At 62.3% G+C, this 25372-nt stretch carries 21 protein-coding genes; 13 read left to right on the top strand and 8 right to left on the bottom strand.

Annotation, left to right across the window (positions count from 1 at the left end):
• Nucleotides 1–7 precede the first annotated feature (7 nt).
• The gene (locus QU481_RS04730) at nt 8–919 is read left to right on the top strand and encodes a LysR family transcriptional regulator (protein ID WP_289828745.1); all 912 of its coding nucleotides are present in this window, start codon (nt 8–10) and stop codon (nt 917–919) included.
• A gap of 32 nt (nt 920–951) precedes the next feature.
• On the opposite strand, the gene QU481_RS04725 is transcribed toward QU481_RS04730, so the two are convergent.
• Both QU481_RS04725 and QU481_RS04720 read right to left on the bottom strand, forming a co-directional pair.
• On the bottom strand, nt 952–2667 hold the full coding sequence (locus tag QU481_RS04725) for an ArnT family glycosyltransferase (protein WP_289828744.1): 1716 nt from the start codon (nt 2665–2667) through the stop codon (nt 952–954).
• 228 nt (nt 2668–2895) lie between these two features.
• Complete coding sequence (locus QU481_RS04720; protein WP_289828743.1) at nt 2896–3774, bottom strand: serine hydrolase; 879 nt, start codon at nt 3772–3774, stop codon at nt 2896–2898.
• Nucleotides 3775–3999: 225 nt separating this feature from the next.
• On the opposite strand from QU481_RS04720, the gene uvrB reads away from it, so the two are divergent.
• Entirely contained in the window at nt 4000–6012 is a 2013-nt protein-coding gene (gene uvrB / locus QU481_RS04715) for an excinuclease ABC subunit UvrB (protein WP_289828742.1), read from the top strand.
• A gap of 207 nt (nt 6013–6219) precedes the next feature.
• On the opposite strand, the gene QU481_RS04710 is transcribed toward uvrB, so the two are convergent.
• The 6 genes from QU481_RS04710 to QU481_RS04685 all read right to left on the bottom strand — a co-directional run bounded on the left by QU481_RS04710 (nt 6220) and on the right by QU481_RS04685 (nt 11301).
• A complete protein-coding gene (locus QU481_RS04710; RefSeq protein ID WP_289828741.1) occupies nt 6220–6495 on the bottom strand; it encodes a hypothetical protein in 276 nt (91 codons plus the stop codon).
• A gap of 30 nt (nt 6496–6525) precedes the next feature.
• Nucleotides 6526–7116 (bottom strand): PqiC family protein, encoded by a 591-nt coding sequence (locus QU481_RS04705; RefSeq protein ID WP_289828740.1) that lies wholly within the window; start codon nt 7114–7116, stop codon nt 6526–6528.
• Nucleotides 7113–8732 carry a PqiB family protein gene (locus QU481_RS04700; protein WP_289828739.1) on the bottom strand — a complete coding sequence of 540 codons (1620 nt, stop codon included), beginning with the start codon at nt 8730–8732 and terminating at the stop codon, nt 7113–7115. The genes QU481_RS04705 and QU481_RS04700 overlap by 4 nt, the downstream gene beginning before the upstream one ends.
• Nucleotides 8725–9357: a paraquat-inducible protein A gene (locus tag QU481_RS04695; protein ID WP_289828738.1), complete on the bottom strand. Its 633-nt coding sequence runs from the start codon at nt 9355–9357 to the stop codon at nt 8725–8727. The genes QU481_RS04700 and QU481_RS04695 overlap by 8 nt, the downstream gene beginning before the upstream one ends.
• Nucleotides 9342–9968, bottom strand: coding sequence for a paraquat-inducible protein A (locus QU481_RS04690; RefSeq protein ID WP_289828737.1), 627 nt, complete (start codon nt 9966–9968; stop codon nt 9342–9344). Before QU481_RS04690 ends, QU481_RS04695 begins: the two co-directional genes overlap by 16 nt.
• Before the next feature lie 91 nt (nt 9969–10059).
• The gene (locus QU481_RS04685) at nt 10060–11301 is read right to left on the bottom strand and encodes a DUF1615 domain-containing protein (protein WP_289828736.1); all 1242 of its coding nucleotides are present in this window, start codon (nt 11299–11301) and stop codon (nt 10060–10062) included.
• Between the two features lie 391 nt (nt 11302–11692).
• Here QU481_RS04685 and QU481_RS04680 point away from each other — a divergent pair, with 391 nt between their 5' ends.
• From QU481_RS04680 to QU481_RS04630, 11 genes are all read left to right on the top strand, one after another.
• On the top strand, nt 11693–12169 hold the full coding sequence (locus QU481_RS04680) for a low molecular weight protein-tyrosine-phosphatase (RefSeq protein WP_289828735.1): 477 nt from the start codon (nt 11693–11695) through the stop codon (nt 12167–12169).
• Between the two features lie 4 nt (nt 12170–12173).
• Nucleotides 12174–16259, top strand: coding sequence for an EAL domain-containing protein (locus tag QU481_RS04675; RefSeq protein ID WP_289828733.1), 4086 nt, complete (start codon nt 12174–12176; stop codon nt 16257–16259).
• Entirely contained in the window at nt 16256–16942 is a 687-nt protein-coding gene (locus QU481_RS04670; protein WP_289828732.1) for a CheB methylesterase domain-containing protein, read from the top strand. The genes QU481_RS04675 and QU481_RS04670 overlap by 4 nt, the downstream gene beginning before the upstream one ends.
• A gap of 15 nt (nt 16943–16957) precedes the next feature.
• Nucleotides 16958–18325, top strand: a complete 1368-nt coding sequence (locus QU481_RS04665) for a sigma-54-dependent transcriptional regulator (protein ID WP_289828757.1) — start codon at nt 16958–16960, stop codon at nt 18323–18325.
• Nucleotides 18322–18642 (top strand): flagellar hook-basal body complex protein FliE, encoded by a 321-nt coding sequence (gene fliE, locus QU481_RS04660; protein ID WP_289828731.1) that lies wholly within the window; start codon nt 18322–18324, stop codon nt 18640–18642. Before QU481_RS04665 ends, fliE begins: the two co-directional genes overlap by 4 nt.
• 165 nt (nt 18643–18807) lie before the next feature.
• Entirely contained in the window at nt 18808–20538 is a 1731-nt protein-coding gene (gene fliF, locus QU481_RS04655) for a flagellar basal-body MS-ring/collar protein FliF (protein WP_289828730.1), read from the top strand.
• Nucleotides 20531–21529 carry a flagellar motor switch protein FliG gene (gene fliG / locus QU481_RS04650; RefSeq protein ID WP_289828729.1) on the top strand — a complete coding sequence of 333 codons (999 nt, stop codon included), beginning with the start codon at nt 20531–20533 and terminating at the stop codon, nt 21527–21529. The genes fliF and fliG overlap by 8 nt, the downstream gene beginning before the upstream one ends.
• Nucleotides 21510–22310 carry a flagellar assembly protein FliH gene (locus QU481_RS04645; RefSeq protein ID WP_289828728.1) on the top strand — a complete coding sequence of 267 codons (801 nt, stop codon included), beginning with the start codon at nt 21510–21512 and terminating at the stop codon, nt 22308–22310. The genes fliG and QU481_RS04645 overlap by 20 nt, the downstream gene beginning before the upstream one ends.
• Nucleotides 22294–23685, top strand: a complete 1392-nt coding sequence (gene fliI, locus QU481_RS04640; protein WP_289828727.1) for a flagellar protein export ATPase FliI — start codon at nt 22294–22296, stop codon at nt 23683–23685. The genes QU481_RS04645 and fliI overlap by 17 nt, the downstream gene beginning before the upstream one ends.
• A complete protein-coding gene (fliJ, locus tag QU481_RS04635; protein ID WP_289828726.1) occupies nt 23630–24163 on the top strand; it encodes a flagellar export protein FliJ in 534 nt (177 codons plus the stop codon). Before fliI ends, fliJ begins: the two co-directional genes overlap by 56 nt.
• Before the next feature lie 59 nt (nt 24164–24222).
• Complete coding sequence (locus QU481_RS04630; RefSeq protein ID WP_289828725.1) at nt 24223–25350, top strand: flagellar hook-length control protein FliK; 1128 nt, start codon at nt 24223–24225, stop codon at nt 25348–25350.
• Nucleotides 25351–25372: the final 22 nt, after the last annotated feature.

Here is a 25372-nt window from a genome sequence, read left to right as displayed (position 1 = left end):
GGTGAGAATGTTGGATGAGGTCAGCGAACTCGCGCTGTTTTGCGCCATCGCCGAGTCGGGCAGCCTGGTCGGCGCCGGCGCGCGGCTGGGCCTGTCTGGTGCACTGGTCAGCAAGCGGCTGATCCGGCTGGAGGCGCGGCTGGGCGTGCGGCTGGTGACGCGCACCACCCGGCGGCTGTCGCTGACCGCCGAGGGCGAGCTTTACTACCAGCGCGGCCGCGAGGCGTTGGCTTTGCTCGCCGACACCGAGGAGCGGCTGCGCGCCAGTCGCGCCGAGCCGGCCGGGGTGCTGCGCGTCACCGCCTCGGCCTCGTTCGGCCGCCAGCACATCGCACCGTTCCTGCCGGCCTTCCTGGCGCGCTACCCGGCGCTGTCGGTGCACCTGTACCTGACCGATGCCGTGGTCGACCTGGTCGCCGAGCGGATGGACCTGGCGATCCGCATCGGCCGGCCGGTCGACAGCGACTGGGTGGCGCGCCGACTCGCCGACAACCGCCGGGTGTTGTGCGCGGCGCCCGACTACCTAGCCCGGCGCGGCGTGCCGCAGCGCGCGGCCGATCTGAGCGGGCACGATTGCCTGCTGTTGGCCGAACCGGGCACCCGTTACCAGAACTGGACACTGGAAGGGCCCAGCGGACAAGAGACGGTGCGGGTCGGCGGCCGGCTGGTGTGCGACCACGGCGAGGCGGTCGGCGAGGCCTGCGCCGCCGGCGGCGGCATCGCGATCAAGTCGGTGTGGGACATCGGCAATGCGTTGCGCGCCGGCCGGGTGGTGACGGTGCTGCCGCAGTACCGGCTGCCGGCGCAGGACGTGTACGCGCTCTACCCGCAGCGCGCAGCGCTGCCGCGCATCGGGGTGTTCGTTGATTATCTAATGGAGTGCTACGGCAGGGTGCCGTATTGGGAGGAGGGGTTGTAGGGCCGGCGGGCGCCGACCCAGGATAGGTTCGATCAGTTCGGCAGGCGTGAGAACAGCTGCAGGAATTCATCCCGGTCGCCGTCGCGGCCGCCCCGCCAGATCGGCATCCAGCCGACCGGGGGCGCGGCCGGCGTGCCCTTCGCCTCCAGCAGCAGCCAACGGCATTCGCGCGCCTGCTTCGGCGTCGTCACTGGCTGGTGCAGGATGCCTGTGAAGTAGTAGAGCAGTGGTGCTTCCGATTCGCCCAGTTCCATCGAGGACAGGCAATCGCCGGCCTGCCAGTCGCTGCGTATTGCCGACTCCATCTGCGCGTACACCGCACCATAACCCTTGGCCTGGTCCAGCCATGGCAGCAGCAGCGTAAACGGCAGGCTCCAGGCCAGCACGATGCCAAACAGCCACTGCTGGGTGATCGCGACCCGGCCGTTGGCCGACAGCCAGCGGTCACGCTGCAGCCAAGCCACCGTCAGCGCCAGCGCGAACAGCAGCGGCACCAGTTTGACCGGCATGGTGTAGTCGAGTGGTAGCCACGGCGACAGCGGCTGCAGCCAGGTTTGCATCGTTTCCTGCGACAGCGAGGCGAAGTAGATTGCCCATACCGTCAGCGCCAGTGTGCCGAACAGCCAGGGCAGCACGCGGTTGACGCCTAGCAGGAAGCGCAGCGGCAGCCGCAGCAGGCCCCGGGCACCCAGCACCGCCAGCGGGGCGGTGAACGGCAAGAGGTAGAGATGGCGAGAGGTGGCCGAGGTCTGCAGCACGGCGAGGCCGATGGCGACGAACAGCAGCGGTAGCGCGATCTCGGCGCGGCCAAGTTTGCGCCAGCCGCCGCGCAGCATATAGCTCAGCGCCAATATGCCGGCCGGGAAGGCAAAGAACAGGAAGGCCTCGATCACCCGGGTGTGGTTGGCGGCGGAGCCCAGTTGCGGCACCGAGTAGCCGACGTAGCGCCCAACGTTGTTCTGCCAGAACCACACATCGAACAGGGCCGGAGAGTGCAGGTACAGCGCGACCGGCCAGCTCACTGCCAGCGGCAGCGCGACCAGACCGGCCAGTACCAGCCGGGCGTAGTAGCGGCGATTGCGGCAGGGGCGCACCGCCAGCGGCAAGAGCACGGCAGTTGCGGCGAACACCGACGGGATGAACACGCCCTTCGACAGCGCTGCAATGCCGACGCCCAGGCCCAGCCACAGTGCGTCGTGGCGCGTGCCGCCAGCCTGGCAGGCCAAGCGCTGCAGCCCGTACAGTGCGATGGCGGTGCCGGCGCACAGCGACATGTCGGTGAACAGGTCGTGGGCGTGCTTCACCATGCCGACGGTGCTGGCATAGAGCGCTACGGTAATCAGCACCCGGCGCGATAACACGCTAGGGGCACGGAACGAGATCTGGGCGAACAGCGCGACGAACACGCCGGCCACGCCGACGTAGAAGGTGCTGGCAAGCCGTGCCGCATCGTAGAGCGGCAGCCAGCGCTGCAGCACGGCGGCAAAGGCCGTCGCGGTCCAGTAGTAGAGCGGCGGCTTTTCCATGAAAGGCTGGCCGGCATTGGTCGGCACCAGCAGTTGGCCGCTCTCCAGCATATGCTGGATGATGCCGAAGCTGTATGCCTCGTCCTGTTTCCAGGGGGTATGGCCGAGCGTGCCCGGAAGCGCGTAGACCAACATGGCTACCAGCAGAATGGTGGCAAGCGAGGCCGGAGAGGATGCAAGCGGTTGTGCCTGAGCCGCTGATGACAGGGCTTTACTACTCATGCATTTTCAATTTCTTTCAGAAGAAATGCGGATTCTAATCCGGATGCATTAAGTAAAACAGGCTCCACTGTCTATTTCTTTACGATAACTTTACAAAGTTAGCGTTAATACAGAAGTAATTAGTGATGCCTTCGTTTATTTACAAACTAATACGTTGTGTTTTGACTGCGGCGAACAAAAAACGCCACCCGAAGGCGGCGTTTCATTCATGATCCGGGCCGACCGAACTCAGCCAGCCAGCCAGTACGACGGGTGCGCCTCCAGCCAGTTTTTCAGCGACTTGGCATCGTTCACGCGGGCAGCGCTGCCGCCGGCAGCCAGCAGCACGATGATCAGCGGCTTGGTGCCGACGTTCGCGTACATCACCATGCAGCGGCCGGCTTCCTGGATATAGCCGGTCTTTTGCAGGGCGATGTCCCATTCGCCCTGACGCACCAGCGCGTTGCTGTTCTTATAGTGCAGCTGGCGGCCGTGAACGATCGTGGCCTCGTGCTCGACGGTGGTGGTGTCCTGGCGGATCAGTGGATACTGGTAGGCCGCCTTCACCATCTGCGCGAGATCGGCGGCAGTGGAGGTGTTGCGCACATCGAGTCCGGTCGGGTCGTAGAACACCGTGTCACGCATACCGAGGCTGGCCGCCTTCTGGTTCATCTTGGCAATAAAGGCCTGCAGACCGGCCGGGTAGGAACGAGCCAGCGCGTGAGCGGCGCGGTTCTCCGACGACATCAGCGCCAGGAGCAGCAACTCGCGGCGGGTCATCGTGGTGCCGATCGCCAAGCGTGAGTGGGTGTTCTTCAGTCGGTCGATCTCGGCATCGGTGACCGTAATCGGCTCATCCAGCGACACGCCGGAGTCGAGGATGACCATCGCGGTCATCAGCTTGCTGATCGAGGCGATCGGCATGCGTTGATTGATGTTCTTCTGGTACAGCGGCTCACCGTTCTGGCCATTGAGCACCAAGACCGAACTGGAACTCAGGCGAGGGGCGGTTTCGGCCAGCATCTGGCTGGCTACTTGCACCGGTTGCGCGAGCGCGTAAGGAGCCACCAAGGTAGCTGCGCCGCACAATGCCGCGGACACCAGCCAACGGGCTGCGAGTCTGAGCATAGGGTCACTCTCCGTTAAACAGATTAGAGCGAGTAGGGCCGTGGCAGAAACGCGCAAAAACGGCGGCCCTCTCTCGCTCTTTGGTTGATTCGTACCGCATTGTAAACAAGGATTTAATGTCGTGGTTGGTAAAAAGCGTCTTCGGCGTCGCATGGTGCGACAGGCTCGCGTAAAATGACTTTTATCCTTTCATCTCATCCGCCGCCAGCCCTTTCAAGACTGCTCATGCTCGTTACCTATCCCGATAGCCCGTTCAGACTGCACCAGCCGTTTCCGCCGGCAGGTGACCAGCCGACCGCGATTGCCCGACTGATCCAGGGGCTGGCCGACGGACTGTCCTACCAGACCCTGCTCGGCGTCACCGGTTCCGGCAAGACCTACACGATGGCCAATGTCATCGCCACCACCGGCCGACCGGCCATCGTGATGGCGCACAACAAAACCCTGGCGGCTCAGCTCTATAGCGAGATGCGCGAATTCTTCCCGGAAAACGCGGTGGAGTACTTCGTCTCCTATTACGACTACTACCAGCCGGAGGCCTACGTCCCCAGCCGCGACCTGTTCATCGAGAAGGACTCGAGCATCAATGAGCACATCGAGCAGATGCGCCTATCGGCGACCAAGTCCATCCTCGAACGCAAGGACTGCGTGATCGTTGCGACCGTGTCGGCGATCTACGGTATCGGCGATCCGTCCGACTACCACCAAATGATCCTGCACCTGAAGGAGGGCGAAAAGCTCCCGCAGCGCGACATCATCGGCCGGCTTGCCACCATGCAGTACGACCGCAACGATCTCGATTTCGCCCGCGGCACCTTCCGGGTGCGCGGCGACGTGATCGACATCTTCCCGGCCGAAAGCGCCGAGACCGCGATCCGCATTTCCCTGTTCGACGATGAAGTGGAAACGCTTACCCTGTTCGATCCGTTGACAGGGGTGACTCGTCAGCGCGTCGGCCGCTACACGGTGTTCCCGTCCAGCCACTACGTGACGCCGCGCGACACCGTATTGAAGGCCTGCGAGAAGATCAAGCTGGAGCTGGCCGAACGCATCGAGTGGTTCCAGAAGGAGGGCAAGCTGGTCGAGGCGCAGCGCATCGAGCAGCGTACCCGCTTCGACCTGGAAATGCTGTATGAGATGGGCTTCTGCAAGGGCATCGAGAACTACTCGCGGCATTTCTCCGGCCGCGCCCCGGGCGACCCGCCGCCGACCTTGATCGACTACCTGCCCAAGGACGCGTTGATGTTCATCGACGAATCGCACGTGACGATTCCGCAGGTGGGCGCGATGTACAAGGGCGACCGAGCGCGTAAGGAAAACCTGGTCGACTACGGCTTCCGCCTGCCCTCGGCGGTGGACAACCGGCCGCTGAAGTTCCACGAGTTCGAGCGGATGATGCCGCAGACCATCTTCGTGTCGGCGACCCCGGCCACCTACGAGCAGGAGCATGCAGGCCAGGTGGTGGAGCAGGTGGTGCGCCCGACCGGTCTCGTCGACCCGGAAATCGAGATTCGCCCGGTGGGTACTCAGGTCGACGATCTGCTGTCGGAGATCCGCAACCGCATCGAGCACAACCAGCGCGTGCTGGTCACCACGCTGACCAAACGCATGGCCGAGCAGCTCGCCGACTACTACACCGAGCACGGCGTGAAGGTGCGTTACCTGCACAGCGACATCGACACGGTGGAGCGGGTGGAGATCATCCGCGACCTGCGCCTGGGGATGTTCGACGTGCTGATTGGCATCAACCTGCTGCGCGAGGGCCTGGACATCCCCGAAGTCAGCCTGGTGGCGATCCTCGACGCCGACAAGGAAGGCTTCCTGCGCTCGGAGCGCAGCTTGATCCAGACCATCGGCCGCGCCGCCCGCCATCTGGAAGGCAAGGCGCTGCTCTACGCCGACCGGATCACCGACTCGATGCGCCGCGCCATCGACGAGACCGAACGGCGCCGCGCCAAGCAGATGGCGTTCAACCTTGAGCACGGCATCACCCCGAAGGGGGTGGAGAAGCGCATCAAGGACATCATCGACGGCGTGTACGGCGGCGAGGCCAAGGAAAAGGCTCGCCTCGATATCGCCCGCGTCGAGGAGATGGACGAGAAGGCGCTGGCCAAGGAGATCAAGAAGCTGGAGAAAGAAATGCTGGAGGCGGCGCGCAATCTGGAGTTCGAACGCGCCGCACAGCTGCGCGATCAGTTGAAGACGCTGAAGGAGCGCGCCTTTATTGGCGGCGTGTGATTGCCTGCGGCCCGGCTTAGACGGTAAGCCGGGACATGTTTCTCAGCGTGGCTTAACTACGGTCTCTAGGGGGGCTCCGAGGACCACGGGCATATCGGCTTACTTTAGCCTCGCAAATGGGCGACGCGAGTTCGCAGTCCCGCCAAGATGCTTTCCAAGTGCTCAGGCTTTAGCTTGTCGATGTCAACTCACCAGTACCGGTCAGTGTCATTGCGGTCCGGGTGGGCGGAAATACCATGCTGCTCGAGAAGCGCTTCGCCCCATACCATTGCCACAAATGGTTGAAACGAGAAAGCGGTCGGAGAGAGTCTCCGGCCTTTGCGCACCGAGAAAAGGCGAAATCAGTCGGCTAGCCTCGAGGCGTAATCCCACCTTGAATTCCTTGCAGCGATAGGGCTCCTGCAGGATGGGGCCATCGCCATAGCCTCTTGCTGACAGACTCAGCTTCTCTTGTTGCTGTTGTAGCGCATTGGCGATCGGCATGGCCGTTCTCGATCTTGTCTTGTATCGATATCAAGGTTGCCTGGGCATGTTCGGACTCGCAGCTCGGATAGCGGCGGCAATCTGGCGACTGATCGTCAGCAGTGCCTGCTCTTGGGCGGTGATCAACGCAGGGTAGCCGCTACCGGACACCGGCTGTTCGACGTCCACCGGGCCCGCGGCCACCGTCTTGCCGCGTGCGACCACGGTCCAGGTGCCGGCCAAGTGCACCGAGCGACCGGGACGGTTGTCGATGGCCTGCAAATCCAGCAGCAACTGGCGGTCAGGTTCGGGCATGCCTACCACCGGGAACACGTAGACGCGGGAAAGGCCCAGCTCACTGCGAAGATTGCCGGCCAGCGCCTCGGCCAGATTGCGCTGCACCGTGCCGGCCCAGCGTTGCTGTTCGAGCAGGGTCAGGCGGCTGTCGCCGGCGTCGATCACCAGCTGGGGTCGGTCGTGTGCGGCCGGCACCGTCACCGGGCCGACCAGCAGGCTACGTTCGTCAGGGGAGGAGGCGCCGGCTGGCGCCAGCGCATGAAGCTGATAGAACTGGGCTGAAGGCGAGCCGCAGCCGGCCAACAGCGCCGCGAAGCCGGCCGCCAGCATTAGGCGCGCGATCATGGCTTATCCCCCTGTTTGCCCCGGATCAGCGCTTCGGGGTGGCGTTCCAGATAGTCGCTTAGGGCACGGAAGCTCTGCGCCGCCTTGCTGACCTCCTGCGCGGCCGTGCGCACGTCCTGCTGGGCCGGTGAGTCGGGGGACAGCGTACGCTGGGCTGACTGCAGCGTCTGATTGAGCTGTTGCAGCGTCTTCTGTGCCTCGGGGGCGACCTGGCCATTCAGCTGCTTCATCAGCCCGGTAGTCTCGTCGAGCGCTTTGTTGAGCGCCGTCAGGTTCTGCTGCAGCTGCTTGCCAATGGTGTCGAGCGGCACCTTGTCGAGGCGGGCGGCAATGCGTTTGAGCGTTGCCTGCAGCTCTTCCAGGTCGCCCGGCATGGTCGGCAGCTCCAGCACGCCGTTCCGTTCGGTCAGCTTTGCCGGCTGGACGCCAGGGAAGAAATCGAGTGCGACATAAAGCTGGCCGGTCAACAGATTGGCCGACCGCAGCTGCGCGTGCAGGCCGCGCTCGGCGATGCGCCGCAGTCGCGCATCGTTTTCCTGAGCGACTAGGCTCTGACGCGACAGGCTGCGCAGCCGGCTCGGGTAAATGTGCGCCTGCACCAGCATGTCGAGATTGTGGTGATCCTTGTTGTACTCGACACCGATGCGAGTGACCTCGCCAAGTGCGATGCCGCGAAAGTCGACTGGCGCTCCCACGGAGAGCCCGCGCAGCGACTGGTGAAAGCGGAACAGTACGATGCGCACGATGCGGTCCGGGGTGCGCATTGCCTGCTCGTGATCGTGGGCCAGCGTAAAGGTGGTATTCGGGCTGGCCTGTTCCATTTCTTCGTCGCTTTCCGGCGTCTCGAAGGCAATGCCGCCTAGCACGATGCTGGCGATCGACTGGGTGTTCAGTTTGACGCCGTTGGCATCCACCTTGAGATCGACGCCGCTGGCGTTCCAGAAACGGGTCTGCTGGGTGACGAACTTGTCATAGGGCGCCTCAACGAACACCGACACGATGACATTGTGTCCGCTCGGGTCGAGCTTGTAGCCGACCACCCGGCCTACCGCGATGCGGCGGTAGTAAATCGGCGCGCCGACGTCGAGCGAGCCCAGGTCATCGGCGAACAACTTGAACTGTCGGCCGGGCTGGTCGCCGGTGATGATCGGGGGGACATCGAGCCCGATGAAGTTGAGGCGTTCCTGCTGTGAGTGGCCGACGTCGAAACCGATATAGGCACCTGACAGCAGGGTGCTGAGCCCCGACACGGTGCCGCCGGCAATGCGCGGGCGCACCACCCAGAAACGGCTGTCGTCGACCAGATACTGCTCTATGTCGCGCGACAGCTGCGCGGTGGCGATGATGTGCTTGCGATCCGAGCTGAGCGTGATCGCGGTGACCTCGCCGACGTCGACATCCTTGTACTTGATCTTGGTCTTGCCAGCTTCCAGGCCTTCGGCGCTCTTGAAGGCGATCGTGATGGTCGGGCCGCGCGACAATACGGCATGTACGGCCAAGTAGCCTGCAATCACGGCAGCGATGGCCGGGATCAGCCAGACCAGCGACGGGCTCCAGCGACGGCGCGGACGCAAGTCGGGGGCCGGGGGCGGGTTGGACGAGACAGGCTCAGTCACTTGTTTCTCCGATCGGGTCCCAGATCATCCTGGGATCGAGGTTCATTGCGGACAGCATCGATAGCACCACTACGCCGGCAAATGCCAGCGCAGCAGGTCCTGGCAGGATGACGGTAGCGAGCGATTGCAACTGGACCAGCGAGACGAGCAGTCCCAGTACGTAGATATCGAGCATCGACCAGGGGCCTACCAGCTCCAGGAGCCGGTAGAGCCGGGTGCGCTGCAAAGGCGCCCAGTCCGAGCGCAGCTGAATGGTGACTAGCAGCAGGAACAGCGCCAGAATCTTGGCAAACGGTACCAGAATGCTCGCGACGAACACCACCAGCGCCAAGGGCCAGGACCCGGTAACCCACAGGTATACCACGCCACTCATGATCGTGTCTTTTTGAGTGCGCCCCAGTGATGTGGTCAGCATGATCGGCAGCAGGTTGGCCGGAAAGAACAGAATTGTCGCGGCGATCAGGAGCGCCCAGGCGCGCTGTAGGCTGCCGGGACGGCGTGCATGCAGCGGCGCGTGACAGCGTGGACAGAAACCATCCTGTTCGGGCGGGGGCGCTTGGCAGAGCAGGCCACAGCCTTGGCACTGCACCAGGCCCATCTGGGTGGCGGTCAACGGTTTGGACACTGCTCGTACTGTCTCCAGATCTCGTGCGGCTCGAAGGCGCCGGCACTGGCGGCCATCAGCAGGATCAGCGCGCCGAACGACCACAATCCCAGCCCCGGCAGCACATGGGCCATGTGGGCGAGTTTGACTAGTGACACCAGCACGCCGATCAGGAACACCTCGACCATGCCCCAGGGGCGCACCAGCTGCAGCAGCCGCATCAGTTCGGCAAAGCCGGGGGGGCGGCGTTTCAGATTCAGGAGCAGCAGCAGGTAGCACAGGATGGATAGTTCCAGCGCGGGGGCCAGCAGCGTGGTTAGGGCGACCAGGGCGGCGACCGGGGCCATGTTCTCCTGATACAGCGTCAATGCGGTGCCGAACAGGGTGGCATTGCGGTGGATGCCCTGGGTTTCCAGTTCCAGGATCGGAAAGGTGTTCACTAGCAGAAAGACCAGCAGGGCCGCGCTGCAATAGGCCAGCGAGTGCTGCACGCAGGCGGGGGTGTCGCGGTACAGTAGCGCGCCGCAGCGCGTGCAGCGGGCCTCGCCGCCCGGCGGCAGGGCGGTTTCCTGATAGACCAGGTCACAATCATGACAGGCGATCAGCGGGTGATCCGGGGGGGATTCGACCATCGCATTACTTCATCCGAACGGGATACAACCGACACTATAAAGGCAAAGCCGCCGCGTTGCCGAACGCGGCGGCCGGTGCCGAGGGGGCGGCTCAAGACGGCGCGCGGGCCATGCAGCTTTCGTAGCGGCCGTTCACTCGGTTGGCGAACCATTCGGTGGTCAGGGTACGGGTGAATTTCGGGCTGATCAGTTCGATCTGCGGAATCCGCTCGCGGCTTACCCGCTCGCCGGCGGCCTGGTCGGCCAGCGCGAACAGCTTCTGGTAGAGCGGCGTCTGGGCGAAGCCCGACGTCTTCTCCAACTTCAGGTCGCGCAGGAGCTCACCATTGCCCATGCCCAGCCGGCGTCCCAAGGACTGCACGGCATTCTGGGTGCCGCTGACCTGGCTGGAAACCGTCCGGTCCGGGTTGTACAGCAGCAGGTCACCGTCCAGCGCCAGCTTGCGGCCGGTCAGCCGCGCGACCGCCGCCTGGAAGGCAGCATTGCGGCTGGCGTAGCGTCCGGCGTTGAAGTCGGCGAAGCGGTAGATCATCTTGGTGTACGGCGCCGGGTACTGCAGCAGGATGGCGGTGCCGAAGTAGACGCTGCCGCGTCGGGTGAACACTTCATCGCGCAGGCTGGTCTTCAACTGATATGGGAACGGCCACACCTTCACATGCGACTCGGCGAACGCCACGCTTACCTGCATCGGCCCGCCGTCGCGGATCGGGTTCTTGTGCTCGAAGGCAGTCTGGCTGAACGGCAACTCGCGCACCATGTCTTCGTACAGCGCGTTCATCTGGCGCTTGGTGCGCAGCGTGTCGATGCGCTCCTTATAGGTGCGACCGTCCGGCGAGGTTTTGCGCAGGGCGGTCTCCACTACCACCATCGGGATATGGTACTTGTCGGCGCGCTTCTGGATCTCGCCCCAGACGATCTGCGGCAGACGAGCCATGGTCGGGTCAGACTGCAGGTTGGACTCCTGGTCGGCCACCGCAATCACCGCGCAGAAATATTCCGGGGTATACGGAATCTTCAGCGCGGTAAACGCGCCCATGATATCGGTGAGCCAGCCCTTGCGGTCGTCGGCGTAGTGGGGCAGCAACTGGTTGAGCAGCACGCGTCCCTGTTTCTCGTCGCGCCAGGCCGGTGGTGCGGTGGCTGGCTTGGCCACGCTGGGCGGAGGGGGGGATGGCACAATATCCAGCCCTTCCGGCGGCATCGGGACCGAGAACGGTTCGGAGGCGGCTGGCTCTGGCACGGGAGGAGTGATCGGGGCGGGGGGCTGACGGGTGGCACAGGCAACCAGCAGACTGGCCAGCAGCGGGGCGACAAGCAGTGAGCGATAGGACACGGGGCATCCCAAAACGATAAAGAACGCAAGAGTAGGCGGCTGTCGCGTTAACGACAAGGGGCATGACGCAACGCAGCAAGAGTGTCATCATCGCAATGACAATGTTTCAGGCTTCCGTTTATGACCCGCATAGGGCAAGTTGGGACTGTGTTTGGCTGAAAACCTTGTTCATCGATATCTACGGTGTTCGCTGCGCCGTCCTTGCGCCGTCCTTTGCTCCGCAGGAGGACCGAATTCCGAACCGATGCTAAAAGATTTACTGCAGAATCGGCGTGAAGGCCGCTACGCTGCTAACATATTCGCGCTCGAAATTTGACCAGACTGAACAGGATGCGACGGCAAGGCCGGCACAATGGGCGGTCGATGTGTCAAAAGGCGGAAGAATCAATAGATGATCGCAATCCTTTTTTGCTGCACCGGCAATATCTGCCGTTCACCGACTGCCGAAGCGATTCTGCGCGCCAAACTGGCCGCGGCGGGCCTGGCTGCGGAAATCACCGTTGATTCGGCGGGTACTCACGGCTATCACGTCGGTGAGGCGCCCGATGTGCGTTCGACCGCCGCCGCGCTAAAGCGCGGTTACGATCTATCGGGACAGATTGCCCGGCAGGTCTGCCGAGACGACTTCAAACATTTCGACCTCATTCTGGCTGCCGACGTCGTCCATCTCGTCGAACTCAAGACGATGGTTCGCCCTGGTGATAGAGCTCGGCTGGCGCTGATGCTCGACTCGCTCGATCCCCCCGGTCAGCCGGTACCCGACCCCTACTATGGCGGCCCCGACGGATTCGAGCATGTACTCGATCTGCTAGAGGCGGCCTGTGACGCCTGGATTGCGCGCTGGCGTGCCGAGGCCGGAGTGCGCTGACGAGATGGAGACGGTATTCGCTGATCCGGCGCTGATTCGGTACCGGCAGCAGTTTGCCCGCTTAAATGGTGGGTTTGCGCTCTGCGATGCCCGCTCGGCGGGACTCGTGGTGCGCCATGCTAATGCGCAGCTCGATAAGTTATTGGCAAGCGAGGTCGAGCCGATCGGCCGCACTTTGGCCGACCTGATCACGCCGGCTAGCTACCCGGGCGACGCTGCGCTACTCGACATTCTGACTCGCCAGGGTAGTTGGTCGTTCGAGCGGCTGCTCGATGGAGGATGCTGGCTGGCTGGGCGGTTGTTGCCACTATGCGATGTCGCCGGACGGATCGACTACCTGCTGCTCTTGCTCGATGATGCATCGGCGAACCAGCAGCATTACGCCGAGTTCGAGCGCAACAGAGTGTTGCTGCAGAAACTGACCCAGATTCACACCCGTTTCATTCAGAAGGATGATCCGCACCAGTTATTCAGCTTACTGCTGGATCTGTTGCTGTCCGAGGCCGGTAGTGAGTACGGCTTTATCGGCGAGGTGTTGCGCGAGCCTGACGGTACGCCGTATCTGAAGGTACATGTGATCAGCGAAATCGGCTGGGATGCGGAGAGCCGTGCGCTCTACATGCAGCACCGAAGCGGCGGCATGCTGTTTCGCAATCTCGATACCCTGTTCGGTGCGACGCTGACGAGCGGCAAGCCGGTGATCGCCAATGACCCGGCCAACGATCCGCGTTCGGGAGGCACGCCGCCAGGCCACCCCGTCTTCGACAATTACCTCGGCCTGCCGCTCTACCATCGTGGAGTGATGATCGGCATGCTCGGTGTGGCCAACCGGCAGGGCGGCTTCGCCGCCGACTTGGTCACCGGCTTGATGCCCTTGGTCAATACCTGTAGCGCCCTGTTGGCCGCACAGCGCAGCGAACGCGAGCATCTGGCAGTGACACAGCACCTGCAACAGAGCGAAGGACGGCTGCAGGCGGTGCTCGACAGCCTGGCCGAAGGGCTGCTGGTGATATCACGTGACCACGAGGTGCTGCTGAGCAACCCCTCTGCTGAAGCGATTCTCGGCCTGCCAAGTCCTGAACTGTATGCGTCATCATCCAAAATGGTCGACTGGCAAGCGGTTGACGGTGATGGCAGTCCACTTTCGTTTGAGGCATTCCCACATCGGCGAACGCTGCGCGACGGTAGGCCAATCAGCGACGAATTGCTGGGGTTGCGGCGTCCAGATGGTCGGCGCTGCTGGATCTCGGTCAATACCCGGCCGCTGTTCCGAGATGAGGAGCCGACGCCGTTTGCGGTTATCTGTTCGTTCAGCGACATGACCCGTCAGCGAGCCGCCGAGGTCGCCCTGAGCGAAAGCGAGGTGCGCTGGCGGCTTGCGCTGGAATGTGCTGGTGATCTGGTATTCGACATCAACATCGATACAGGCGAGGTCGGCATGCCCGAGCGCTGGTGTGCCTTCCTTGGTATCGGAGCCGGCAAAACCGGACGGGCGCTGTTGGAGGAATGGCGCCGGCGTATCCACCCTGACGATTTGGGTAGGGTTAATCAGCTGATTCAGCAGCACATCGATGCCCATTCCGAGCGTTTCGATGCTGAATACCGGCTGTATTGCGAGCGCGGCTGGCTGTGGGTGAGGGTACGCGGTCGCGTGCTGGGCTCCGAGAACGGCACTCGACGGATGATCGGTACCCTATCCGATGTGACGGAGCAACACCGGCTGCATGCCGACCTGGGGCGGTACAGGCAGATGATCGCGGCCACTTCCGACGCAATCGCATTTTTCTGCAACGACGGGCGGCTGCAGATCGCCAATGACGCAATGCTCGAACTGTTCGGCCAACCTCGCGCCGCCGTACTGCAGCGCTCACTCGGCGACTGCCTGGGCGATGACTTGGCCGATTTCCTGTTGGCCCGGATCGGCAACGCGCCCCGCGTGCATTTTCAGCGTTGGCTGCCGCTACCGAATGCTGGCCCCGGCGTGTTCGATGTGCGTCTGGAGCGCCTTGCCGCCACACCAGACCAACCGGCCGGCCTGATGCTGGCGATACGCGATGTGACCTGCCGTGCCCGCGACAGCGAGCTGCTGCGCGAGGTGCAGCGGGTGGCGGTGATCGGGGGGTGGGAGGCCGATCATCGGCTGGAAAGAGTGCACGCTACCGACGGCGTCGCCGCCGCGCTCGGCCTGCCTTGGCCGGAAGCGGGCATGGGGTTGACCGGCTTGTTCGATGCGCTGCCCGACGACGGTCGCGCTCGATTGACCGAGGCGGTCATGCAGGCGTTCGCCGACAGCGGGGCCCTTGCACTCGATCTGCGACTGCAACGCGATGGTGCAGTGCGCCACGTGCGCTTTCGCGGCGAGGTGCGTTCGTTTGGAGAGAGCGAGCGTCGTTTGGTCGGCGCGGTGCAGGACGTCACCGCCGAGAAGCGCGCCAGCGCTGAACTGAAACTGTCGGCGTTGGTGTTCGAGCACTGCAACGATGGCGTGTTGGTGATGGACGCCGGCCTGACCGTTGTGTCGGCCAACCCGGCCAGCTGCCGATTGTTCGGTCGTCCTGTCGAACGTTTGCTCGGTTTGCATCCGGATGCACTGATGAGCGAGCCGAGCGCGCTCGATGTGTGGCAGCGGGCCGCCGGGCCGGACGGTTGGTCAGGCGAGTTGGTCGGCCATCTGGGTCGTGGCCGCGATCTGGCGCTGTGGGGCACGCTGTCTTGTGTGCGCGACAGCCACGGTGTGCTGTCGCACTACATCGCGGTGATCACCGATTTTTCCGAGCGCAAACGTGCCGAAGCGCAGATCGAGCATATGGCACGTTACGACTTCCTGACCGGCTTGCCTAATCGAGTTGTGCTGGAAGAAGCGCTGGCGCAGACGATAGAACGTTCCCATTTGGCGGGGAGGCGATTTGCCCTGCTGTTTGTCGATCTCGACCGCTTCAAGAACATCAACGACACGCACGGTCATTCGGCGGGGGACCAAATACTGCGCGCCGTCGCCAATCGGCTTCAGGCAGTGGTCGGGAGCGACGGGCTGGTATGCCGCTACGGGGGGGACGAGTTCGTGATCCTGCTCGAATCGTTGGCGACACCGGAGGCGGTCGAGCCGGTGTTAGGACGGTTGCACCGGGCGGTATCCAAGCCGACCGACATCGGCTTTGGTTTGATGATGCAGGTGTCGCCGAGCATCGGAGTCAGCTTTTATCCGCAGGATGGCGACGAGGCCGAGACGCTGCTCAAGCACGCCGATGCAGCGCTCTATCAGGCCAAGGCCGATGGACGCGATACCTATTGCTTCTTCCAGCCGGAGATGAGACAGCGTGCCGCCGAGTATCTGGCTTTGGAAATCGCGCTGCGACAGGCGCTACCGCAACAGCAACTGTACTTGCGGTTTCAGCCGCAACTGGAGTTGGCAACCGGTCGGGTCGACTCGATCGAAGCGCTGCTGCGCTGGCGCCATCCGGTGCTCGGTCAGGTGTCGCCGGACCGTTTCATCCCGATCGCCGAGGAGACTGGGATGATCGTGCCGATCAGCCTGTGGGTGGTCGAAGAGGCGTTGAAGCTAGCGGCGCGCTTGCAGACCGAGGGGCGAGGGGTGCCAGTCGTGGTCAATCTGTCTGTCAGCCAGTTCCGTGCCGAGGTCATCGACGTAATCTGTGAGCGGGTGCGCGCGAGCGGTCTTCCTGCCGGTTCGATCGACGTCGAAGTGACAGAAACCATGCTGCTCAGCAATAGCGAGCGGGTGTTGCAATTGCTGGCGCAGTTGCGTGAGACCGGAGTCGGCCTGGTGCTTGACGACTTCGGCGTCGGCTACTCCAGTCTCAGCTATCTGCGCCAGTTCCCATTCCACAAGGTCAAGATCGACCGTTCCTTCGTCGCCGAACTACCGGTGCGCGACGACGACGCCTTGATCACTCGGGCAATGATCGATCTGGCGCATGGCTTGCGTCTCAAGGTGGTTGCCGAGGGGATCGAAACCGCCGAGCAGGCGGCCATGTTGCGCAGCATGTCATGTGACGTCGGTCAGGGGTACTGGCTGGCCGAGCCGCTGCCGCTGCCTGCATTGCTAACCTTCCTGGACGAACGTGCATGAGCAATGCTCCGTTTTCACCGTTTCCAGTTGCGCCTAGCCTGTCGGCCGACGCGATCCTTCCCAGCCAGCCCTACCGCCAGGGTGGGAGCCGCCAAACGGTGATCCTGATCGGCGCCTCGACCGGCGGCACCGAGGCTCTGCGCGTGCTGTTGTCGGCGCTGCCGCTGCAGATGCCGCCTATCTTGGTCACCCAGCACATGCCGGAGATGTTCACCGCTTCGTTTGCCAGCCGTCTCGATGCACAGTGTGCGCTGAGGGTTAAGGAGGCAGAAGCGGGCGAGCACCTACGTCCTGGCGTGGTGTACATCGCCCCGGGTCACTCGCACCTACTGCTCAAGACGGTCGCATCAGCCGGCTACCAGGCCGAGCTCAATGCCGGCTCGCCGGTCAATCGCCATCGGCCATCGGTTGACGTCTTGTTCCGCTCTGGTGCCAACGGTGCCGGCCCGCATGCAATCGGGGTCATATTGACCGGCATGGGGCGCGATGGTGCAAACGGCCTCTTGGAGTTGAAGCGGGCCGGCGCACGTACCATCGCGCAGGACGAAGCATCGTGCGTGGTATTCGGCATGCCCAAGGAGGCAATTGCGCTGGGTGCCGCCGACGAAACCTTGCCGCTTAATGCGATTGCCGCTCGACTGGTGGCGATGGTCGGGCAGCGCCCGGCGGCCCTGTCATTGTGAAGTGAATTGCTCGTGATGAACTCCTTGCCCATTCTGGTGGTGGAAGACGATGCTGGTTTGCGTGAGGCGCTGGTCGACACGCTAACCCTGTCCGGCTATCCGGTTCTCGAAGCGGCTGACGGCTCGGCGGCGCTGCGCTGCCTCGCCGCCGAGCCGGTCGGTCTGGTGATCTCCGATGCGCAGATGGCGCCGATGGATGGTTATGCGCTGTTCGACGAGGTGCGCCGCCGTTATCCTGGTCTGCCGTTTATCCTAATGACCGCTTATGGCGTGATTGAACGGGCGATCGAGTTGCTGCGCGCCGGTGCGTCTCACTATCTGCTTAAACCGTTCGAGCCGATGCAGTTGATCGCCGAGGTGGAAAAGTACCGTTTACGTGGGGTGCAGCACGGTGATTCTGTGATTGCAGCTGCACCATGTATGCGCCAACTGTTTGCGTTGGCCGAGCGGGTGGCGCAATCCGATGCCACCGTCTTGATCGACGGGCCGAGCGGTACCGGCAAGGAAGTGCTGGCGCGTTTCATTCATCGCCATTCGCTGCGTGCTGCAGGACCATTCGTCGCGATCAATTGTGCGGCGATTCCCGATAACCTGCTTGAGTCGACCTTGTTCGGCTACGAAAAAGGGGCGTTTACCGGTGCCAGTGCCTCGCAGCCTGGAAAATTCGAGCAAGCGCAAGGCGGTTCGCTATTACTGGATGAAATTAGCGAGATGCCATTGGCATTGCAGGCTAAGCTGTTACGGGTGCTGCAGGAGCGGGAGGTCGAACGGGTTGGGGGAGCTCGCCTGATCAAGCTTGATATACGCGTGCTGGCTACCACCAACCGCGACATGCGTATCGAGGTGGCGGCTGGTCGGTTCCGCGAAGACCTGTATTTCCGGCTCAATGTGTTCCCACTGAGCGTGCCAGCGTTGGCCGATCGTCGCGAAGACATCATGCCATTGGCGCGCAGCATGCTTAGGCGGCATGAAGCGAGAGCTGGGCGCGGAGTATTGGCCTTTTCGTCTGAAGCTGAACGTTGTTTGACAGTCCATGACTGGCAAGGCAATATCCGCGAGCTTGAAAATGTCATTCAGCGAGCGGTTATCCTTGCTTCTGGCTCAGAAATTCTTGCCGCCGATCTGATGCTTGGTGTGCTGTCCAAGCCAGTGCCTGTGCTGGCCGCACCGTCGCCGCCTCCAGTTGAAAGCGAGGCGTTGGATATCAAGTCGCTAGAAAAGCGACACATTCTCGACGCGCTGGCCGCTGCCGGCGGTGTCAAAAGGTTGGCTGCCGAACGCTTGGGGATGAGCGAGCGGACGCTGCGTTACAAATTGGCGCGATATCGCGATGAAGAGGCTGCCGGCTGCCCGGTGGTCGAATGGAGTGGGGAAGTGCAATGACGTCACAAAACATCGATATGCTGCTCTCCGAGCTGCGCGCCGGCGCGGCACTGGCGGCTGGCAAGCAGCCAGCCAAAGCTACCGACACCCCGCAAGTCGCGTTCTCTGACGTACTCAAGACGACGTTGGACCAGGTCAACTCGGCGCAGAAAACCTCGGAAGACCTGCAAAAACGCTTCGAGTTGGGCGATGAAGGGGTGAACCTGCAGGATGTAATGGTAGCGATGCAGAAGGCGAGTTTGTCATTCCAGACCATGGTGCAAGCACGCAACAAGCTGGTATCGGCATACCAGGAAATTATGAATACGCAGGTCTGAAATAATAATTACATCGCACGCTGTTTAAAATAAACACAAAATTTACAATCAGCGTGTATTATATCTGCCGTCTAAGCAAGTGACATAGGCTTGGTGGTTGCGCCGGGGGAGGGGGTATCCTCTTGGCGTAGGGTGCTGTTACTCAATAATTACAAATTCATCAGAATGTCAGATCAGGTCGATAATGCTACGCCCGCATGGCGGACCCAGATCAACCGAGTGGTTGATCGCTTCAAAGCATTGCCGCTGAACCGCAAACTCCTGTTTGCTGGTGCCGTGGCAGCCATTTTGTCGGTCGTGATCGGGTTGGTGCTACTCAACCGTACACCGTCCTACAAGGTATTGTTCGCCAATCTGTCGGATCATGACGGCGGTCAGATCACGTCCGTGCTCCAGCAGCAGAACATTCCCTATCAGCTCAGCGATGGTGGCGTCATCTCGGTGCCGGCGGACAAGGTTTATGACGTCAGGTTGAAGCTGGCGAGCCAGGGATTGCCGAAGGCGGGCGGTGTCGGATTTGAGTTGATGGACAACCAGAAGTTCGGCATCAGCCAGTTTGCCGAGCAGGTGAACTATCAGCGGTCGATCGAGGGGGAGCTCGGTCGCACCATCGAATCGGTGTCGTCGGTCAAGTCTGCACGGGTTCATTTAGCGATCCCGAAGCAAAGCGTATTCGTGCGCGACGCGCAGTCACCCACCGCATCGGTAATGCTCGACCTGTACCCAGGTCGGATGCTCGATGCGGCGCAGGTCTCCGGCATTCTGCATCTGGTGTCGAGTTCTGTGCCTGGCTTGTCGCTGAAGGACGTTTCCGTGGTCGATCAGGACGGCAATCTGCTGTCCAGTCTGCCCGATCTGAACAATGCTTCCGGCCTCGATCAGCGTCAGCGCAGCTTTGTTCGCGATTTGGAGACCGATTATTCTAAGCGCATCGAAACGATCCTCAACCCGATTTTCGGCAAAGGTAATGTGCATGCGCAGGTAACCGCTCAGGTCGATTTCTCCGAAGTGGAGCAGACCTCGGAGACCTATCGTCCCAACTCGTCGCCGAACCCGTCGGCGACTCGCAGCCAGCAGATCGTCGAAAAGCTTGCTAACGCTAATCCACTGCCGGGCGGGGTGCCTGGGGCGCTGACCAACCAGCCACCGTCCGCGGCGTCTGCGCCGATCTCTCTGCCTCCAGGTACTGCTCCTGGCTCCGTGACGCTGTCCGGCCAGCCGATGGGAGCCACCGGTACGCTGGACCGTGAGATCACTACCAACTACGAAGTCGACAAAACGGTCCAGCACATCACGCAGCCTAAGGGCAACGTCAAGCGCCTGTCGGCGGCGGTGGTGGTCAACTACCGCCTGTTGCCGGATCGCGGCGGCGAACTCAAGCCGACTGCGTTGACGGCCAAGGAGGTAGAGCAGATCACCAATCTGGCTCGCCAGGCAATCGGCTACAGTCAGGACCGCGGCGACAGCCTGAACGTGGTAAATGCGGCCTTCGCCGGCATCGAAGGGCCTGCCACAATGAAAGATAAGGTGATCGACTTCATGTCGGCCAATGTCTGGGAACTGGCCAAGTACGGCCTGCTCGGCCTCGCATTGCTCTATCTGATTCTCGGTGTAATTCGTCCGATCATGCGTGATGTGGTGCGCCCTGCCGCTCTTGAGCCGGCGCTGGCTGGTGCGGGCGGCCCAGCGGTGGATGGAGAAGGTCAGGCGGGCTCTGCCGGTTCGCTCATTGCTGTGGTTGACGATAACGAAGCCTCGACTGCCGGCAATGGCGATGGTCGCGAGAGGATGCATCGCCAGTACAGCAGCAACCTCGAACATGCCCGCGAGTTGGTGAAGGCCGACCCGCGTATGGCGGCCCAGGTAATCAAAGAATGGATCAGCGCCGATGAGTGATGCCGGTATCCGTCGCAGCGCGGTATTGCTGTTTGGTCTGGGGCAGGCCCAGGCGGTGGAAGTGTTCAAGTACCTCGGTCCGAAAGAGGTGCAGAAACTGTCGCAGATCATGAGCGCGATCGACAATGTCAGTTACGAGGAATTAGACAATGCGGTCAATCTGTTCCGTGAACAATGTGGACAGCGCATCAGTATTGACGCGTCTGACGATTACCTGCGCAATGTGCTGACTGAAGCGCTCGGTTCCGACAAGGCCGGTACTCTGCTCGACAAAGTCATGCAAGGGGCCGACAACAGCGGTATCGAGAGCCTGAAATGGATGGACCCGGCGTCGGCGGCCGACCTGATCCGCAATGAGCACCCGCAGATCATCGCCACTATCTTGGTGCACCTCGAGCCTGACATGTCGAGCGCCATCTTGGAGTGTTTCTCCGAACGCTTGCGCAACGAGGTATTGATTCGCACCGCGACGTTGGAAGGGGTTCAGCCGAATGCGATTCGCGAACTCAACGACGTACTCACTCAGTTGCTGTCCGGCTCGGACCGTACCAAGAAGAGCGCGGCCGGTGGTGTGGAGCTTACTGCCGAGATCCTCAACTTCATGGGGTCGAATGTCGAAGTGTCGGCGCTTAACTACATCCGCGAATACGATCCGGAGCTGGCGCTACGTATCCAGGACAAGATGTTCGTGTTCGAAAACCTGATGGATATCGACAACCGTTCGGTCCAGATTATCCTGCGCGAGGTGCAGTCCGAGTCGCTGGTGATCGCCCTGAAAGGCACCAGTGCCAATCTGCGCGAGAAGATCTTCAAGAATATGTCGCAGCGTGCGGCCGAGATGCTGCGCGAAGACCTCGAGGCGAAGGGACCGGTCAAGTTGACCGAGGTCGAGGCCGAGCAGAAGGAAATCCTCAAGATCGTGCGCCAGCTCGCCGACGAGGGGCAGATCGTACTAGGCGGTAAGGGCGGTGATGAAGGCTTCGTCGAATAACACCATTCTCAATGGTGCGACATTGCCGGAATCGGCTTGGTCACCTTGGCGCTTTGCCGACTTGGGGGAGCAACCGACCTTACCGGCGACGCCAGCTCCAGTGGGGGAGGAGGTACCTGCGGGCGAGCCGTCCGTTGTAGAGGACGTGCAGGCCGTAGAGATGATCGAGGAGATGGCCGAGCCAGCGTTGAACTACCCTACCGCGGCAGAGCTGGAAGCGATCCATCAGGAAGCTTGGCAGGCTGGCTATGAGGCCGGTCACCAGGCTGGGTTGACCGCAGGGCAGGAAGCCGGGGAGGCCGTTGGCCACGAGGCCGGGATGACCGCCGTCCGGAAGCAATTTGCCGAAGCTTGGGAGCCGTTGGCCCGGCTGACCGAGTCGTTCGAAGAGGAGATTGCTCGGATCGAGCCGGTATTGGCCAGTGATGTGTTGCAACTGGCGCTGATGCTGGCGGGAAAGCTGGTCGGTAACGAAATCGCGACCAATCCGACCGTGCTCGAACCGTTGTTGCGCGACGCGCTGCTGGCTTTGCCTCCGAGCCTGAAGGCCGCGCGATTGCGCGTCAATCCGGCCGACTTGGCGGTGGTACGCCGCTTCCTTGAGCGTGAGGCCCCGCAGACCGTGTGGCAGTGGGTGGAAGATCCTCTGCTTGAGAGGGGCGGTTGCCTGATCGATTCGGATGGGGCCAGGTTGGATCTGACGCTGGCTCGCCGCCGAGAGGCCTTGGCAGCGTCGCTAGGTCTTACCTCGTTGGAGTCGGTTAATGAGCGGGTTGATTGAGCGTCAGCGCCAATATCTGGCCGATTGTGCCGAGGCAGCTCGTCGGGCACCGCTCTGGCAGGCGAGCGGCCGCCTGACCCGCGTTACCGGCATGGTGATGGAGGCCACCGGTCTCAAACTGCCGGTGGGCAGCGCTTGCCAGGTTCTGCTGTCGGAGGAGCAGAGGGTCGACGCCGAGGTGGTCGGCTTTGCCGGCGACAAGGTGTTCCTGATGCCGCTTTCCAACGTCTACGGCTTGGTGCCAGGCATCCCTGTGGTACCGGTGGTGAGCAGCCATCCACCGCGCTTCGGTCAACGTCTGGCTGAGCAGGGGCATAGCGCTCAAAGCGGCCGTATGGTGCCCGTAGGCGACAATTTGCTCGGCCGGGTGCTCGACTCCTTGGGGCGGCCGCTCGACGAGCAGGGACCTATCCATCCGAATGCTTATGCGCCGCTGTACGCTGCACCAATGAATCCGCTAGACCGTGCACCGGTTGAGAAAGTGCTCGACGTCGGCGTAAAGGCGATCAACGGCCTGTTGACAGTTGGTCGCGGGCAGCGTCTTGGCTTGTTTGCTGGTTCCGGTGTCGGTAAGTCGGTGCTGTTGGGTATGATGGCGCGCTTTACCAAGGCGGACGTGGTGGTGGTTGGCCTGATTGGCGAGCGGGGACGTGAAGTTAAGGACTTCATCGATAACATCCTCGGCGCTGAAGGTCGTGCCCGTTCGGTCGTTGTCGCGGCGCCGGCAGACATGCCGCCGTTGATGCGCCTGCACGGCGCGGCCTATGCAACCGCGCTGGCCGAATATTTCCGAGCCGAGGGCAAGCAGGTACTGCTGCTGATGGACTCGGTGACCCGCTACGCGATGGCACAGCGTGAGATCGCTCTGGCTATCGGTGAGCCGCCGGTGACGCGCGGTTACCCGCCGTCGGTGTTTGCCAAGTTGCCGCAGTTGATCGAGCGTGCCGGTAACGCGCAGGAAGGGGGCGGGTCGATCACTGCGTTCTACACGGTATTGTCGGAGGGCGATGACCAGCAGGACCCGATTGCCGATTCGGCGCGGGCGATTCTTGACGGTCACTTCGTGTTGTCTCGGCAGCTGGCCGAGGCCGGCCACTATCCTGCCATCGATATCGAGCAGTCGATCAGCCGGGTGATGGTCGACGTGGTGACGCAGGAGCAGGTCGGGCTCGCGCGGCATTTCAAGCAGTTGTATTCGCGTTACCAGCGCAGTCGCGATTTGATCAGCGTCGGCGCCTATGTGCTTGGTTCCGACCCGGTGTTGGATGAGGCGATGCGCCGTCAGCTACCGATGGCCGGCTTCCTGAATCAGGCGATGCATGAGGCGCACGATTATTCGTCCAGCCTTGAGCAGCTGGCTGCGGCCTTGCATTGAAGACATAGGGAAAAGTATGTTCAAGAGCCAGTACGCGCTGCTGTTGAGACTGGCCAGCGAAAACCAGCAGGCGGCCGCAGAGCGGATGCGTCAGGCGCAGGGACGGCTGAAGGCGGCGGAAGAACGGCTGCACCAGCTTGACGAGTTCCGCGAGGAATACCGCGGCCGCAGCCTGATGCAAGGGGCGCAGGGCATCGCGCCGGTGTTGTGGCAGGACTTTCAGCGTTTTCTGCTGCGGCTCAACGAGGCGGTTGACACCCAGCAAGGCGAGGTTGATCGGGCGATGCAACGCTTTTTGCTGGAGCGGCAGGGCTGGCAGGATGCGAGAAAGCGAGAGAAGGCTTTCGAGAAGCTGCTTGAAAGAGAAAAAATGCTATGGCAGCTGGCCGAAGGCCGGCGCCAACAGAAAATATCAGACGAATTTGCTACCCGACAGTTCTGGGATCGACAGAATGTCACCCAGGATGAGGCGTCTTAGTCGATAATCGGGCCACTATCTGCATGGGATAGAGCGTCACTCAATGCGAAAGAATAACCATGACGATCCGTGTACAAGCCTCGACCACCGTACCGGTTACGCCCGGTAGTACCACCGGCGCCGGTAGCGACTCGCCGGGCGATCTGTTTGCGGCGCTGTTGGGCAGCCAGCTGAGTACCGCAGTCGCAGGTCTGTCGGGCGGAGCACAGGGCGATAAGCTCGGTGCTGCGCTGGGCGACGGCAAGGGGACGAGTCACGAGCCGTCCGAGGAGGATCCAGCCAAGATGGCTGCGGTCGATCCGGGCGCGCTGCTGGCGATCCCTGTGTTTGTGCCGCCGGTGGTAAATCCGACGGGTAAAGCCGCTCCGGCTCCGACAACCGGTGCGGCGGGCAACGCCGCGACAGCTGCAAACATCGTGGGCGCGACCGTATCGGCCGGCAGCCAGGCAGGGTTGACCGGCGTTCTGCCGAATGCCGACCAGGCTGCGGCGCAGCAGAGCCTGCAGCGTCAGGGGCTGCCCACGGTGGAAACTGGGGTGACACCGCTGACCATGTCCTTGGCAAATGCTACCCAGGCCACGCCGGCTAGTGGTGAAGCCAACAAAGCGATGTCGAGCAAGCTGGAAACCTTCCAGAACGCGCTGAACGATGCTGCCGCCTCGTCGGGGGCGCCGGTCAATGCTCACGCGTTGCTGGCCGATGCCGCTGCCTTGGCCCGTCCTACCGGTGCGCCGCCGGTGCTGGTGGCTAATGTCGCCCCGCCGTTGCCGCTATCAATCAGCACCCATCTGTCCGACAGCAACTGGTCGCAGGCGCTCGGCCATCAGATGATGACAATGGTGAATCTGAAGTCGGACGAGGCGCACATTTCGCTCAATCCGCCGCACTTGGGGCCGATTGAGGTGTCGCTGAAGATCGACCAGAACCAGGCCCAGGTTGTGTTCAACGCTGCAACGCCGCAGGCGCGCGAGGCGGTGGAGAATAGCCTGCCACGGCTGGCATCGATGCTGGCCGGCAATGGCATCCAGCTATCTGATGCGCAGGTGTCGAGCGGTCAATCCGGCAATCAGCGCCAAGCGTTCGGGCAGCAGCAACGCGGCCGACGTTCGGACGACGGCGTCAGCGATGAACCGGATACGCTGGCGGCGATCAAGACCGCGCGCGGTATCTTGAGCACTTTTGCATAAGAAGAATTTTCGACATTTCATT

The sequence above is a fragment of the Crenobacter oryzisoli genome, from assembly GCF_030385785.1.
GTDB classification, from domain to species: domain Bacteria; phylum Pseudomonadota; class Gammaproteobacteria; order Burkholderiales; family Chromobacteriaceae; genus Crenobacter_A; species Crenobacter_A oryzisoli.
This window is presented reverse-complemented; position numbering and strand designations above follow the sequence as displayed.